Genomic DNA, 13,733 nt, shown 5'->3' on the forward strand with positions numbered 1-13,733 from the left:
GAGGACATCGACACCAGAGCGCACCGGGTCCTGGCGGACGTGAGCAGGGTCGCGGTGCTGGAGGCGTTCGACGCGGCCCTGCCGTTCACCCTCACCGACGGCCAGCTCGCCGTGGGCGAGGAGATCTCCGCCGACCTCGCCCGCGCCCACTCCATGCACCGGCTGCTCCAGGGCGACGTGGGCGCGGGCAAGACGATCGTGGCGCTGCGGGCGATGCTGCAGGTCGTCGACGGCGGAGGGCAGGCCGCTCTGCTGGCCCCCACCGAGGTGCTGGCCCAGCAGCACCACCGCTCGATCACCGCGCTGCTGGGGCCGCTGGGCGAGGCGGGGCGGCTCGGCGGGGCCGAGCACGCCACCCGGGTGGCGCTGCTCACCGGCTCCCAGGGCGCCAAGGCCAAGCGGGCCGCGCTGCTGGAGGCGGCCTCCGGCCAGGCCGGGATCATCGTGGGCACGCACGCGCTGATCCAGGAGCACGTGCAGTTCGCCGACCTCGGCCTGGTCGTGGTCGACGAGCAGCACCGCTTCGGCGTCGAGCAGCGCGACGCGCTGCGCGAGAAGGTCGCCGGAGGCCGCCCGCACGTGCTCGTCATGACCGCCACCCCCATCCCGCGCACGGTCGCCATGACCGTCTTCGGCGACCTCGACACCTCGGTGCTGCGCCAGCTGCCCGCCGGGCGGGCGCCGATCGCCACCCACGTCGTGCCGCCGGAGCGGCCCGCCTTCCTCAAGCGCGCCTGGGAGCGCATCCGCGAGGAGGCGGCCCAGGGCAGGCAGGCCTACGTCGTCTGCCCCCGCATCGGCGAGGGGGACTCGGCCGCGGGGGAGTCCGCCGCGGGGGAGGAGGGCGCTCCGCCGCCGCAGGAGGGCGCCCGTCCGCCGCTGGCCGTCCTGGACCTCCTGCCGATGCTGGAGGAGGAGCTGCTGGCGGGCCTGCGCGTCGGCGTCCTGCACGGGAGGCTGCACCCCGACGACAAGGACGCGGTGATGCGCCGGTTCGCCGCCGGGGAGCTGGACGTCCTGCTGGCCACCACGGTGATCGAGGTGGGCGTGGACGTGCCGAACGCCACCGTGATGATGATCATGGACGCCGACCGGTTCGGCGTCTCCCAGCTGCACCAGCTGCGCGGCCGGGTCGGCCGGGGGAGCCTGCCGGGCCTGTGCCTGCTGGTCACCGACGCCCCGCCGGAGAGCGGCTCGCGCGCGCGGCTGGACGCGGTGGCGGCCACCACGGACGGCTTCGAGCTCTCCCGCCTCGACCTGGAGCAGCGCCGCGAGGGCGACGTGCTGGGCGCCGCGCAGTCCGGCCGCGGCTCCAGCCTCCGCCTGCTCACCCTGCTGTACGACGAGAAGCTCATCGCCCGCGCCCGCCGGGAGGCGGCCGAGCTGACGGCGGCCGACCCGGACCTGTCGGCCCACCCGGCGCTCGCCGCGAGCCTCGCCGAGCTCCTCGACGAGGAGCGCGCGGAGTACCTGGAGAAGGCGTGACAATGGAGGCATGACACGGGTGATCGCCGGGGTGGCGGGTGGCAGGAGGCTGGCGACGCCGGACGGGCGCGACACCCGGCCGACCGCCGACCGGGCCCGCGAGGGGCTGTTCTCCACCGTGGGGTCCCTGCTGGGCTCCCTGGAGGGCGCCAGGGTCGTGGACTTCTTCGCCGGCTCGGGCGCGGTGGGCCTGGAGGCGCTGTCCCGCGGCGCGGAGCACGCGCTGCTGGTGGAGTCGGGCGCCAAGGCGGCGCGGGTGATCAGGGCGAACATCGCGGCGCTGGGGCTGCCGGGCGCCGAGCTGGTCGTCGACCGCGCCGAGCGGGTGGCGGCGGCCCCGCCCGCGGAGCCCTACGACCTCATCTTCGCCGACCCGCCCTACGCGGTGCCCGACGAGGCGGTCACCGCCCTGCTGGAGGCGCTGCGCGACCACGGATGGGCGGCGCGGGGCGCGCTCGTCGCGGTGGAACGGGCGAGCCGGGGAAGGACCCTGGTATGGCCCGAGGGGTACACCGCCGAACGGGAGCGCAGGTACGGGGACGCGGTCTTCCACTACGGGTCATACCTGTGACGGCGAGGCCGCTGCTCGGGGGGACTGACCCGGTTTGGTACCGTCTCGCCGTCCAAGCCGGAAGGGAATGATCGTCGTGCGCCGTGTCGTCTGTCCGGGCTCCTTCGACCCGGTGACCAATGGCCATCTGGACATCATCGGTAGAGCCTCCCGCCTCTATGACGAGGTGGTGGTGATGGTGTCCATCAACCTGGCCAAGAAGAGCCTTTTCACGGTCGAGGAGCGGCTCGACCTGATCCGCGAGGTCACCCGCGACCTCGGCAACGTCAAGGTCGACTCCTTCCGGGGCCTGACCGTCGACTACTGCAAGCAGCACGACATCCCCGTGATCGTGCGGGGGCTGCGGGCGGTCACCGACTACGACTACGAGCTGCAGATCGCCCAGATGAACCACCGCATGTCGGGGGTGGAGACCCTCTTCATGGCGACCAACCCGCTGTACGCCTTCCTCTCGTCGAGCCTGATGAAGGAAGTGGTGCAGTGGGGCGGCGACGTGACCGGCCTGGTGCCCGCGCTGGTGCACGACCGGCTGATCGAGCGGCTCAAGGACGCCTGATCATCTCGCCCGCGGCGGCGGGCGAGTTGGGATAGCGCCCCGGGCTTGGGTATCCTTGGTGGTCGGCCATGCCTGACGTGGCGATCCAACCGTGCACGAAGGGGGAACCCTGTCCAGTCTTGATCCCAAGGCCCCGCTCGTCGTCGATGTCAGAGCGCTGGGCCGCCGTCCGGGATCGATGAAGGAGCAGCGGATCACCGCCCCGGCACCGGAGGGTCTCGGCGTCGAGATGGTCGGCGTTCCCAAGGACGCCGAACTCGAGCTGGATCTGCGGCTCGAATCGGTGATGGAGGGCGTGCTCGTCTCGGGCACGGCGTTCCTGCCCATCGAGGGCGAGTGCGCGCGCTGCCTGGACGAGATCTCCTTCATCATGGAGGTCGAGTTCCAGGAACTGTTCGTCTACGACGACACCCGCTCAGCGGCGGAGGCCGACGAAGACGAACGCCGTCTGGAGGGGGATCTCTTCGATCTCGAGCCGGTGCTCAGGGACGCGGTGGTGCTCGCGCTGCCGTTGTCCCCCCTGTGCCAGGACGATTGTCCCGGCCTCTGCGCGGAGTGCGGTGAACGGCTGGCCGACCTCGGTCCCGATCACTCACACGACGTCGCCGACCCCCGGTGGGCGGCACTGCAGGGCCTTGTCGAAACACGAGAAGAAAGCCAGGAGGGCTGACACGTGGCCGTCCCGAAGCGGAAGAAGTCCCGCAGCAACACCCGGCACCGCCGGTCGCAGTGGAAGGCGCCGCGCATCGCGCTGGTCGAGTGCCCGCAGTGCCGCGACCAGAAGCTGCCGCACGTCGCCTGCGGCACCTGCGGTACCTACAACAAGCGCCAGGTCGTCGAGACGGCCTGACAGCCCGACATGTGAGTCCGGGGGTCGGTTCCGTGCCTGTGCACGGGGCCGTCCCCCGGTCTCATCTCTCATCGAGGGCGGGCGCACCCGAGGCCGTGGTGCACGCCGGAACCCCGTGGCCGCCGGACCCGTGAGCGGGTCCCAGGCCCCCGGCGCGGACCTCGTCTTCCGGTGCAGGCGCCCTCCTCGGCCACCACGTGAGGAGCGAGGCATGACCGTCCCCACTTCCGAGCTCGAGGCCAGGATCGGGCTGAGGCTCGACCCGCAGCTGCTGGAGCGGGCGCTGACCCACCGGTCGTTCGCCTACGAGAACGGCGGGCTGCCCACCAACGAGCGCCTGGAGTTCCTCGGCGACTCGGTGCTGGGCCTGGTCGTCACCGACACCCTGTACCGCAACCACCCCGACCTGCCCGAGGGGCAGCTGGCCAAGCTGCGCGCGGCGGTCGTCAACATGAAGGCGCTGGCCGGCGTCGCCCGCTCGCTGCTGGACCTGGGCGCCCACATCCGCCTGGGCCGCGGCGAGGAGGGCACCGGGGGCCGGGACAAGGCCTCCATCCTGGCCGACACGCTGGAGGCCGTGATCGGCGCGGTCTACCTGGACAAGGGCCTGGAGGAGGCCTCCGCCCTGGTGCACCGGCTCTTCGACGCGCTGATCGAGCACTCCTCCAGCCTGGGCGCGGGCCTGGACTGGAAGACCTCGCTGCAGGAGCTCACCGCCGACGAGGGGCTGGGCGTGCCGGAGTACCTGGTGACCGAGAGCGGCCCCGACCACCAGAAGAGCTTCCGCGCCTGCGTGCGGGTCGGCGGCCGCACCTACGGCGAGGGCAAGGGCCGCAGCAAGAAGGAGGCCGAGCAGAAGGCGGCCGAGGCGGCCTGGACGGAGATCCGCGCCGGGATCGGCGACCGCGCCGGCGGGCGCGGCGCGACCGCCGATGCCTGAGCTGCCCGAGGTCGAGGTCGTCCGGCGCGGGCTGGCCCGCTGGGTGCCCGGCCGCGGCGTGGAGTCCGTGGAGGTGCTGCACCCCCGGGCGGTGCGCCGCCACCTGCCCGGCGCGGCGGACTTCGCGGCGCGGATCGCCGGGCGCACCCTGGACGAGCCCCGGCGCCGCGGCAAGTACCTGTGGCTGCCCTTCGGGGAGGCCGCGGTCCTGTCGCACCTGGGCATGAGCGGCCAGCTGCTGGTGGGGGAGGCCGCCGCCGCGCCGCAGCGGCACCTGCGGGTGCGGTTCGCGTTCGCCGACGGCGGCGTGGACCTGCGGTTCGTCGACCAGCGCACGTTCGGCCACCTCATGGTCTGCCCCCTGGTCCCCGACCCGCACGGCGGCGAGGCCGGCGTCCCCGACGTGATCGCGCACCTCGCGGCCGACCCGTTCGAGCCGGTGTTCGACGACGAGGCGTTCGTCCGGGCGATCCGGCGCAGGCGCACGGGCGTGAAGCGGGCGCTGCTCGACCAGTCGCTGATCAGCGGGGTGGGCAACATCTACGCCGACGAGGCGCTGTGGCGGGCGGGCCTGCACGGGGAGCGGCCCACCGAGCGGCTGACCGCCGCGCAGGCGCGGCTGCTGCTGCGCTCGGCGCGGGAGGTCATGGCCGAGGCGCTGGAGGTCGGCGGCACCTCCTTCGACAGCCTGTACGTGAACGTGAACGGCGAGAGCGGATATTTCGTACGTTCCCTGAACGCCTACGGCCGGCGCGACGAACCGTGCGGCCGGTGCGGGACGGCGATCCTGCGGGAGGTCTTCATGAACCGCTCCTCCTACAGCTGCCCGCACTGCCAGCCGAGGCCGCGCCATGCCCGTTGAGGAGGACGTCCGGGGGCTCTCCGAGCCGGATGGGGCGGACCGGGTACGGCTCACCGCCTGGGCGCGGGGCCGGGTCCAGGGCGTGGGTTTCCGCTGGTGGACGCGGGCGCGCGCCCTGGAGCTGGGCCTGGTCGGCTCGGCCTCGAACCTGCGGGACGGCAGGGTGGAAGTGGTCGCCGAAGGCGGCCGCGCCGCCTGCGAGAGGCTGCTCGAACTCCTGCGCTCGCCGGAGGCACCGGGACGTGTGACGGGTGTGACGGAGCGGTGGAGTGAGGCACGCGGGGGCAAAGTCGGTTTCGTTGAGAGATGACCGGGTGGGTATTCCGACTTCGACCTGCTAAACTCTGTAGGACAAGGTTGTTACTGGTCTGTGATGTCCAGCTTGACCGGCGCACTGGCCGGAACACCTGAGATGAATGAAAAGGCACGGCCCTTGTCTTTTTCCAAGGGCTCAGTGCGATCTCTGCTGGTTACTCAGCGTGGAGGACCCTCAATCATGGCGAAGGCTCTACTCGGCCACGTCGGCGGTCCCGACCCCCGGATGGTCGCGGAGATGCGACGTCTCCAGCGGCGCGTACGGGATCTGGAAGCCGAGCTTGTCAGGCTCCAGGAAGAGAACGAAGCGCTCACCTCGTCCGAGGTGATGCACTCCGTGAAGGACCGCGAACCCGCGCTCACCTGAGACGCCGGTTCTCACCCGGGGACGGCCGGGTGCCGACAGAATCAGGGACGTCGATCACGGCGTCCCTTTTGTCTTCTCACCGTGCCGCTCTCCCCCCGGCGGACGGCTCCCCGGGTTGCGCCGACCCCGCACACGGGGCCGACCTGCGGCGCTAAGCTGCGTGTCGCCTGAGAACCCGACGTCGCCGCGCGACCGGACGTCGCCGTACCACCGGACACCGTGAGGGGGACCCGCCGCGCGTGTATCTGAAGAACCTCACCCTGCGCGGGTTCAAGTCCTTCGCCTCCTCCACGACGCTGCGCTTCGAGCCGGGCATCACCTGCGTGGTCGGCCCCAACGGCTCGGGCAAGTCCAACGTCGTCGACGCCCTCGCCTGGGTCATGGGCGAGCAGGGCGCCAAGTCGCTGCGCGGCGGCAAGATGGAGGACGTCATCTTCGCCGGCACCGCCAACCGGGCACCGCTCGGCCGCGCCGAGGTGCTGCTGACGATCGACAACTCCGACGGCGCGCTGCCGATCGACTACTCCGAGGTGACGATCAGCCGGCTGATGTTCCGCTCCGGCTCCAGCGAGTACGCCATCAACGGGGATCCGTGCCGCCTGCTGGACGTGCAGGAGCTGCTGTCGGACTCGGGCATCGGCCGCGAGATGCACGTGATCATCGGCCAGGGCCAGCTCGACCAGGTGCTCAACGCCGGCCCCGAGGGCCGCCGCGCCATCGTCGAGGAGGCCGCGGGCGTCCTGAAGCACCGCAAGCGCAAGGAGAAGGCGCTGCGCAAGCTCAGCGCCATGGAGGCCAACCTCACCCGGGTGCAGGACCTCACCACCGAGCTGCGCCGCCAGCTCAAGCCGCTGGGCCGCCAGGCCGAGATCGCCCGCAGGGCCGCGGTGATCCAGGCCGAGCTGCGCGACGCCAGGCTGCGGCTGCTCGCCGACGACCTGGTGACGCTGCGCGGGAGGCTGGAGCGGGAGGCCGCCGACGAGGAGACCGTCCGCCGCCGCCGGGCCGAGGTGGAGAAGGCGCTGGCCGTCGCCCAGGCCCGCGAGGAGGAGCTGGACGCCGAGTCCGCCGCCGCGGCGCCGGTGCTGGCCGCCGCCCAGGAGACGTGGTTCCGCCTGTCGTCGCTGAAGGAGCGGCTGCGCGGCGTGGCGGACCTGGCCGCCGAGCGGCACCGCAACGCCGCCGACTCCGGCGCCGGCGAGCGCTTCGGGCGCGACCCGGAGGAGCTGGAGATCGAGGCCGAGGAGGTCCGCGCCCAGGAGGAGGTGCTGGCCGAGCGCCTGGAGGACGCCCGGGAGCGGCTGGAGGAGGCGGTCTCCCAGCGGGCCGGAGCGGAGTCGGCGCTGGCCGTGGAGGACCGCAGGCTCCAGCAGCTGGCCAAGGCCGCGGCCGAGCGCAGGGACGCGCTGGCGGCCCGGCGCGGGCGGCTGGAGTCGTTGCGCAGCCGCCTGCAGGCGGCCGAGGCCGAGATCGGCAGGCTCACCGAGGCGCAGAGGTCCGCCGAGGACCGGGCGCGGGCGGCGCTGGCCGAGGCCGAGGCGTTCCAGACGCAGGCGGCCGCCTACCGGCAGCTCCTCGAGGACCTGGAGCTGGCCGAGGAGGCGCTGGCCGCCGCCAAGGAGCGGGTGGGCCGGGCCCGCGCCGCGGTCGAGGAGCCGCAGCGGGCGCTGAAGTCGGCGCGCGAGCAGGTGGTCGCCGCCCGCTCCGCCGACCAGCGCGCGCAGAAGGAGCTGACCGCGCTGCAGGCGCGGATCGAGGCGCTGGAGCTCAGCCTCGGCTCGGCGGCCGACGGCGGCGAGGCGCTGGAGGGATCGGGGCTGGCGGGGGTGCTGGGCACCCTGGCCGCCGAGCTCGCGGTACGGCCCGGCGCCCTGGCGGAGATCGCCGCCGCGCTCGGCGCGCTCACCGAGGCCGTCTCGGTCGCCTCGCTCGACACCGCGGCCGCGGCCCTGGCCTTCCTCGCCGAGCACAAGGCGGCCGCGGGGCTCGTCATCGGCGGGGGACGGGAGCCGCAGGCGCGGTCCGCCCGCACGGACGGGAGCGTCTGGGCGGTGGAGCTGGTGACGGTCCCCGCCCACCTCCGGGCGGCGATCACCGCCCTGCTGGAGGGCGTCGTCGTGGTGGACGACCTGGAGCGGGCCCGCGAGATCGTCCGGGCCGAGCCGGAGCTGCGCGCGGTGACCGGAGACGGCCAGGTGCTGGGGGCGCACTGGGCGCGCGGCGGCGGCGCGGGCGGCCAGGGGCTGCTGCAGATGCGCGCCACGCTGGAGGAGGCGCGCGAGGCGCTGGTGCGGGCCGGGGAAGAGGCGGAGCTGACGGATGCCGCCCTGGAGGCGGCGGGCGAGGCCGAGGAGGACGCGCAGAGCCTGCTGGAGGCCGCGCAGGCCGGGGTCAACCAGGCCCAGTCGGCCGTGGGCCAGGCCCAGACCGAGCTGGACCGCGTCCGCGCGCGGCTGCGCGAGGCCGACGCCGCCGCGGCCCAGGAGGCCAGGCAGGAGGCGCGGCTGCAGGCCGCGGCACAGGCGGCACGCCAGGAGGCCGAACGGCTCGCGCGCAGCGTCGACGACGCCGGAGCGCACCGGGACCGCGACGCCGAGGCGCTGGCCGAGCTGCAGGAGCGCTACGAGGCCGAGGCCGCCGCCGAGCCCGAGGACGAGCCCGACACCGAGATCCGCGACGAGCTCGCCGAGCAGGTGGGGGAGCTGCGCAGCCTGGAGATGGACGCGCGGCTGGCGGTGCGCACCGCCGAGGAGCGCGTCAACGCGATCTCCGGCAAGGCCGACGCGCTGGAGAAGCAGGCCGAGGCCGAGCGCCGCGAGCGCGCCCAGGCCGTGGAGCGGCGGCGCAGGCGGGAGCGGCAGGCCCGCGTGGCGCAGGCGGTACGGCAGGGCGCGGCGCTCGCGCTGGAGCGGATCGAGCGTTCGCTGGCCGTCGCGGTGGCCGAGCGCGAGGAGGCCGAGCTGCGGCGGGCCGACCGCGAGGAGGAGCTCAAGGTCGTGCGCGGGCAGGTCCGCGAGTACGGCACGCAGCTGGAGCGGCTGGTCAACGTGGTGCACGGCAGCGAGGTCGCCCGCGCCGAGCAGCGCCTGCGGCTGGAGCAGCTGGAGACCAGGGCGCTGGAGGAGTACGGCATGGAGGTGGCGGGGCTGGTCGCCGAGTACGGCCCCGACCAGCCCGTGCCCCCGCAGGACCCCGAGGGCTCGCCCGAGCCCTTCGACCGCGCCGTCCAGGAGAAGCGCGCCAGGGCCGCCGAACGCCAGATGACGCAGCTGGGCAAGGTCAACCCGCTGGCCCTGGAGGAGTTCGCGGCGCTGGAGGAGCGCCACGCCTTCCTCACCGCGCAGCTGGAGGACCTGAAGAAGACGCGCAAGGACCTCTTCGACATCGTCAAGGACGTCGACCGCCGGGTGCAGGAGGTCTTCGCCGCCGCCTACGCCGACACCGCCGAGCACTTCTCGGGGATCTTCGGCCGGCTCTTCCCCGGCGGGGAGGGCTCGCTGTCCCTCACCGACCCCGAGGACCTCCTGGCCACCGGCATCGAGGTCGCCGCCCGCCCGCCGGGCAAGAAGGTCAAGCGCCTGTCGCTGCTGTCGGGCGGCGAGCGCTCCCTGGTGGCCGTCGCCTTCCTGGTGGCGGTGTTCAAGGCGCGGCCCAGCCCGTTCTACGTGCTCGACGAGGTCGAGGCCGCCCTCGACGACACCAACACCCAGCGCCTGATCAAGGTGTTCGAGGAGCTCCGCGAGTCCTCCCAGCTGATCATCATCACCCACCAGAAGCGCACCATGGAGGGCGCCGACGCGCTGTACGGGGTGAGCATGCGCGGCGACGGGGTGAGCCAGGTGATCAGCCAGCGGCTGCGCGAGCCCGAGCCCGCCTAGGTTCCCGGCGGTTCCTTCGGCTCCGGACGGTGGAACGGCGCCGAGGCGGGGATCAAACAGCCGTCGGGTGGAGTCTGCGAGACTGGACGGGCTATGGAATATCTGATTCTCGGTATCGCGCTTTTCGTCGTCTTGGCCGTGGGCGGAATGGTCGCCCTGCTGAGATCCCGGTCGGGCACCGGGACTCTGGAGGCACCTCCGGAAACCCCGACGATCACCAGACCGGCGCCGCCGGCCGAAGAAGAGGCGGTGGTCGCCCCGCCTGCCGAGCGGCCGCCGCTGGCCGAGCCGTCGGTGGCGCCGGAGATCGAGCTGCCGCCGCCGTCCGCCGGACGGCTGCAGCGGCTGCGCGCCCGGCTCGCCCGCTCGCAGAGCACCCTCGGCCAGGGCCTGCTGAACCTGCTGTCCCGCGACTCGCTCACCGACGAGGACTGGGACGAGATCGAGGACCTGCTGATCAGCGCCGACGTCGGCGTCGCCCCGTCCCGGATGATCGTGGACGAGCTGCGCACCAAGGTGAAGGTCACCGGGCAGCTCTCCCCCGACCAGGTGCGCACGCTGCTGCGCGAGCAGCTCGTCGCCCAGATCGGCCCCGACCTGCAGCGCGCCCTGCACGTCGACCCGCACGGCGGCCACCCGGCCGTGGTGATGGTCGTCGGCGTCAACGGCACCGGCAAGACCACCACCACCGGCAAGCTGTCGCGGGTGCTGGTCGGCGACGGCAAGCAGGTGCTGCTGGGCGCCGCCGACACCTTCCGCGCGGCGGCGGCCGAGCAGCTGACCACCTGGGGCGAGCGGGTCGGCGCGCGGGTCGTGCGGGGCCCGGAGGGCTCGGACCCGGCCAGCGTCGCCTTCGAGGCGGTCAAGCAGGGCATCCAGGACGGCGTGGACACCGTGATCATCGACACCGCGGGGCGCCTGCACACCAAGACCGGCCTGATGGACGAGCTGGGCAAGGTCAAGCGGGTGATCGAGAAGCAGGCGACGGTGGACGAGGTGCTCCTGGTGCTGGACGCCACCACCGGCCAGAACGGCCTCACCCAGGCGCGGGTCTTCGCCGAGGTGGTGAACATCACCGGCATCGCGCTGACCAAGCTGGACGGCACCGCCAAGGGCGGCATCGTCATCTCCGTCCAGCGGGAGCTGGGGGTCCCGGTCAAGCTGGTCGGGCTGGGCGAGGGCCCGGACGACCTGGCGCCGTTCGACGCCGAGGCCTTTGTGGACGCCATTTTGGGATAAGCCGGACTTTCTCCTGACCTTCGGGCGGGCGTTCTGTGGTTCCGTGGGAAGAAGGCGGCCGTCCGCGGTGCCGGCGACCGCCCAGGGCTGTCCGCAGGTGCCACGGATCGGGGGTTGACCATGGCCACACGCAGCAGGAGGACGCACGGGGCGACGGCCGAGGGGACATCGGCCGAGATCGGCGAACTGCCGCCGCTGAGCGTCGAGGAGCGCTCCTCGGACCTGGCGTCCAAGGGCTCGGCCATCGCGGCGGGGGTGCTGGTCGTGGCCTCCCTGCTCCCCTGGGTGAGCGTCACGTTCTTCAGTGCCTCGGCGCTCAACGGCATCCGCCTCTGGGAGGGCAGGATCACGCTGGTCCTGGCGATCGTGGCCGGCGCGTGCGCCCTGGTCGCCCACTACGGCGGCATGCTCAACCGGCGCAACCTGCTCCTGGCCTCCGCGGTCTGCGGCGTCCTGTCGTTCCTCGCCGCGCTCATCTACGGCTTCCGCTTCCGCGGCGCCCTGGACCTGCCCGCCGGCCTCGGCAGCGGCCAGGCCCTCGGCCTCATCAGGGCCGGCGCGGGCCTGGACGTCGGCTGGTACCTGGCCATGGCCTCCAGCATCGTCCTGACCGCCCTGGCGATCTGGGGCTACATGAACACCCGGGAGACCGGCCCCGCCGAGGCGGTGCCCGGCATGGAGTGGGTCGAGCACGGCGCCCACCAGGGGACCACCGGGGACACCGGCGCCACCTCCACCTCCTCCACCACCAAGCAGGACCTCCCCGGCCGCGCGCCGGGCGACCAGCACTGAGAAGGGTTCGCCGAAGGGGGCCGACCGCACGACGGTCGGCCGCTTTCGCATGTCCGGGCAGACTTTCTGCTGCTTTCGGGTGACCGCCGGGTGCGCGGGGGCGGTGAGAGAAGGGAAACACCGAAGAAACATCGCCCCGACATGTTTCACACGTCGGAAACATCTGTGCACCTCGGGTGAAACCGCTGAGGAAGAGTCTTCTGGCGAACGGAAAACCCGCACAAGGAGGGCGCTCTCCGAGATGGAAATCGACAGCGGCAATACAGCCTGGATTCTGACGAGCGCCGCGCTCGTCCTTCTGATGACACCGGGGCTCGCCTTCTTCTACGGAGGCATGAGCCGCGCCAAGTCGGTGCTCAACATGATGATGATGAGCTTCGTCAGCATGAGCATCGTCAGCATGGTCTGGGTGCTCTGGGGCTACTCGGTGGCCTTCGGCAGCGAGGGCGGCGTGCCGGCCTTCTTCGGCGGCCTCGACGCCTGGGGCCTGGTCGGCCTCGAGGCCGAGGGCGAGGGCTACCCGGCCCTGGCCTTCGTCGCCTTCCAGGCGACCTTCGCGATCATCACCGTCGCGCTGATCAGCGGTGCCATCGCCGACCGCACCAAGTTCATGACCTGGTGCGTCTTCGTCCCGATCTGGATCACCCTGGTCTACCTGCCGATCGCGCACTCGGTCTGGTTCGCCGAGGGCTGGATCTTCGAGCTCGGCGCCCTCGACTTCGCCGGCGGCACGGTCGTCCACATCAACGCCGGCTGCGCCGCGCTGGCCCTGGCCCTGGTCCTGGGCAAGCGCAAGGGCTGGCCGAAGGAGCCGATGCGGCCGCACAACCTGCCGTTCGTCCTGCTCGGCGCCGGTCTGCTGTGGTTCGGCTGGTTCGGCTTCAACGCCGGCTCGGCCCTGGCCGCCAACGAGACCGCCTCCCTGGCGTTCGTCAACACCATCGTCGCCACCGGTGCGGCGGGGTTCGCCTGGATCATGGTCGAGAAGCTGCGCGACGGCGCCGCCACCACGCTGGGCATCGCCTCGGGCATCGTCGCCGGCCTGGTCGCCATCACGCCGGCCGCCGCCACCATGACCCCGGTCGGGGCCCTGGTGCTGGGCCTGGTCGCCGGCGCGGTCTGCGCCGTCGCGGTCGGCCTGAAGTACAAGCTGGGCTACGACGACTCGCTCGACGTGGTCGGCGTGCACCTGGTCGGCGGCATCATCGGCGCCCTGGCCATCGGGATCTGGGGCTCCTCGGCCCTGGGCGCGGACAGCCTCCTGGCGGCCGGCAGCGCCACGCTGCTGGGCAAGCAGGCGCTGGCGGTCGGCGCGACGATGGCCTACTCCTTCGTGGTGACCTTCATCATCGGCAAGGCCCTGGACATGACCATGGGCTTCCGGGTCGACGAGGAGTCCGAGGTCACGGGCATCGACATCGCCGAGCACGCGGAGAGCGCCTATGATCTGAACACCTCCAGCACCGGTGGCCTGGGTGGTCCGACCGCCGCTCCGATCGCCGGAGACATCAAGAAGGTCGAGGCCGACGCATGAAGCTCATCACCGCGATCATCAAGCCGTTCAAACTCGACGACGTGAAGGCCGCCCTGGAGACCTTCGGGGTCAAGGGCATGACGGTGAGCGAGGCCAGCGGCTTCGGTCGGCAGAAGGGCCACACCGAGGTCTACCGCGGTGCCGAGTACAAGGTCGACGTCGTACCCAAGATCCGCCTTGAGGTCCTGGTGGACGACGAGGACCTCGACGAGGTCATCGACGTGGTCGTGAAGGCCGCGCAGACCGGCAAGATCGGCGACGGCAAGGTCTGGGCGACCCCGGTCGAGACGGTCGTCCGCGTGCGGACCGGAGAGACCGGAGCCGACGCCCTGTAAGCGGGCGGC

General features: G+C 72.6%; 14 protein-coding genes. All 14 read left to right on the forward strand.

Translation table 11 applies throughout. The features are described from left to right. Positions 1 to 1,485: ATP-dependent DNA helicase RecG (locus ABD140_RS19595; RefSeq protein WP_344242328.1), on the forward strand; the 1,485-nt coding region annotated here is incomplete at its 5' end. Positions 1,486 to 1,495: 10 nt separating this feature from the next. Further along, a complete protein-coding gene (gene rsmD / locus ABD140_RS19600) occupies positions 1,496 to 2,056 on the forward strand; it encodes a 16S rRNA (guanine(966)-N(2))-methyltransferase RsmD (protein WP_344242329.1) in 561 nt (186 codons plus the stop codon). 76 nt (positions 2,057 to 2,132) lie between these two features. Then, complete coding sequence (coaD, locus tag ABD140_RS19605) at positions 2,133 to 2,612, forward strand: pantetheine-phosphate adenylyltransferase (RefSeq protein WP_344242330.1); 480 nt, start codon at positions 2,133 to 2,135, stop codon at positions 2,610 to 2,612. Positions 2,613 to 2,703: 91 nt separating this feature from the next. Then, the gene (locus ABD140_RS19610) at positions 2,704 to 3,282 is read left to right on the forward strand and encodes a YceD family protein (RefSeq protein WP_344242331.1); all 579 of its coding nucleotides are present in this window, start codon (positions 2,704 to 2,706) and stop codon (positions 3,280 to 3,282) included. A 3-nt stretch (positions 3,283 to 3,285) separates the two neighbouring features. Continuing rightward, positions 3,286 to 3,462, forward strand: a complete 177-nt coding sequence (gene rpmF, locus ABD140_RS19615; protein WP_344242332.1) for a 50S ribosomal protein L32 — start codon at positions 3,286 to 3,288, stop codon at positions 3,460 to 3,462. Between the two features lie 211 nt (positions 3,463 to 3,673). After that, on the forward strand, positions 3,674 to 4,402 hold the full coding sequence (gene rnc, locus ABD140_RS19620) for a ribonuclease III (RefSeq protein WP_344242333.1): 729 nt from the start codon (positions 3,674 to 3,676) through the stop codon (positions 4,400 to 4,402). Further along, complete coding sequence (gene mutM, locus ABD140_RS19625; protein WP_344242334.1) at positions 4,395 to 5,264, forward strand: bifunctional DNA-formamidopyrimidine glycosylase/DNA-(apurinic or apyrimidinic site) lyase; 870 nt, start codon at positions 4,395 to 4,397, stop codon at positions 5,262 to 5,264. Before rnc ends, mutM begins: the two co-directional genes overlap by 8 nt. Then, a complete protein-coding gene (locus ABD140_RS19630) occupies positions 5,254 to 5,574 on the forward strand; it encodes an acylphosphatase (RefSeq protein ID WP_344242335.1) in 321 nt (106 codons plus the stop codon). Before mutM ends, ABD140_RS19630 begins: the two co-directional genes overlap by 11 nt. A 186-nt stretch (positions 5,575 to 5,760) precedes the next feature. After that, positions 5,761 to 5,946 carry a hypothetical protein gene (locus tag ABD140_RS19635; protein WP_344242336.1) on the forward strand — a complete coding sequence of 62 codons (186 nt, stop codon included), beginning with the start codon at positions 5,761 to 5,763 and terminating at the stop codon, positions 5,944 to 5,946. Between the two features lie 239 nt (positions 5,947 to 6,185). Beyond that, positions 6,186 to 9,824 carry a chromosome segregation protein SMC gene (smc, locus tag ABD140_RS19640; RefSeq protein WP_344242337.1) on the forward strand — a complete coding sequence of 1,213 codons (3,639 nt, stop codon included), beginning with the start codon at positions 6,186 to 6,188 and terminating at the stop codon, positions 9,822 to 9,824. Positions 9,825 to 9,917: 93 nt separating this feature from the next. Further along, positions 9,918 to 11,063, forward strand: a complete 1,146-nt coding sequence (ftsY, locus tag ABD140_RS19645) for a signal recognition particle-docking protein FtsY (protein ID WP_344242338.1) — start codon at positions 9,918 to 9,920, stop codon at positions 11,061 to 11,063. A gap of 120 nt (positions 11,064 to 11,183) precedes the next feature. After that, positions 11,184 to 11,855, forward strand: coding sequence for a hypothetical protein (locus ABD140_RS19650; RefSeq protein ID WP_344242339.1), 672 nt, complete (start codon positions 11,184 to 11,186; stop codon positions 11,853 to 11,855). A 241-nt stretch (positions 11,856 to 12,096) separates the two neighbouring features. Continuing rightward, positions 12,097 to 13,389 (forward strand): ammonium transporter, encoded by a 1,293-nt coding sequence (locus ABD140_RS19655; protein WP_344242340.1) that lies wholly within the window; start codon positions 12,097 to 12,099, stop codon positions 13,387 to 13,389. Continuing rightward, the gene (locus ABD140_RS19660) at positions 13,386 to 13,724 is read left to right on the forward strand and encodes a P-II family nitrogen regulator (RefSeq protein ID WP_344242341.1); all 339 of its coding nucleotides are present in this window, start codon (positions 13,386 to 13,388) and stop codon (positions 13,722 to 13,724) included. Before ABD140_RS19655 ends, ABD140_RS19660 begins: the two co-directional genes overlap by 4 nt. The last annotated feature ends 9 nt before the right edge of the window (positions 13,725 to 13,733 follow it).

The organism is Actinocorallia libanotica, from assembly GCF_039525175.1.
Lineage (GTDB): Bacteria > Actinomycetota > Actinomycetes > Streptosporangiales > Streptosporangiaceae > Actinocorallia > Actinocorallia libanotica.

Excerpts from the sequence above, each read along its gene's own strand:
- rsmD (WP_344242329.1), top strand. The coding sequence starts at position 1,496 with ATGACACGGGTGATCGCCGGGGTGGCGGGTGGCAGGAGGCTGGCGACG.
- rnc (WP_344242333.1), top strand. The coding sequence starts at position 3,674 with ATGACCGTCCCCACTTCCGAGCTCGAGGCCAGGATCGGGCTGAGGCTC.
- mutM (WP_344242334.1), top strand. The coding sequence starts at position 4,395 with ATGCCTGAGCTGCCCGAGGTCGAGGTCGTCCGGCGCGGGCTGGCCCGC.
- ABD140_RS19630 (WP_344242335.1), top strand. The coding sequence starts at position 5,254 with ATGCCCGTTGAGGAGGACGTCCGGGGGCTCTCCGAGCCGGATGGGGCG.
- ABD140_RS19635 (WP_344242336.1), top strand. The coding sequence starts at position 5,761 with ATGGCGAAGGCTCTACTCGGCCACGTCGGCGGTCCCGACCCCCGGATG.
- ftsY (WP_344242338.1), top strand. The coding sequence starts at position 9,918 with ATGGAATATCTGATTCTCGGTATCGCGCTTTTCGTCGTCTTGGCCGTG.
- ABD140_RS19650 (WP_344242339.1), top strand. The coding sequence starts at position 11,184 with ATGGCCACACGCAGCAGGAGGACGCACGGGGCGACGGCCGAGGGGACA.
- ABD140_RS19655 (WP_344242340.1), top strand. The coding sequence starts at position 12,097 with ATGGAAATCGACAGCGGCAATACAGCCTGGATTCTGACGAGCGCCGCG.
- ABD140_RS19660 (WP_344242341.1), top strand. The coding sequence starts at position 13,386 with ATGAAGCTCATCACCGCGATCATCAAGCCGTTCAAACTCGACGACGTG.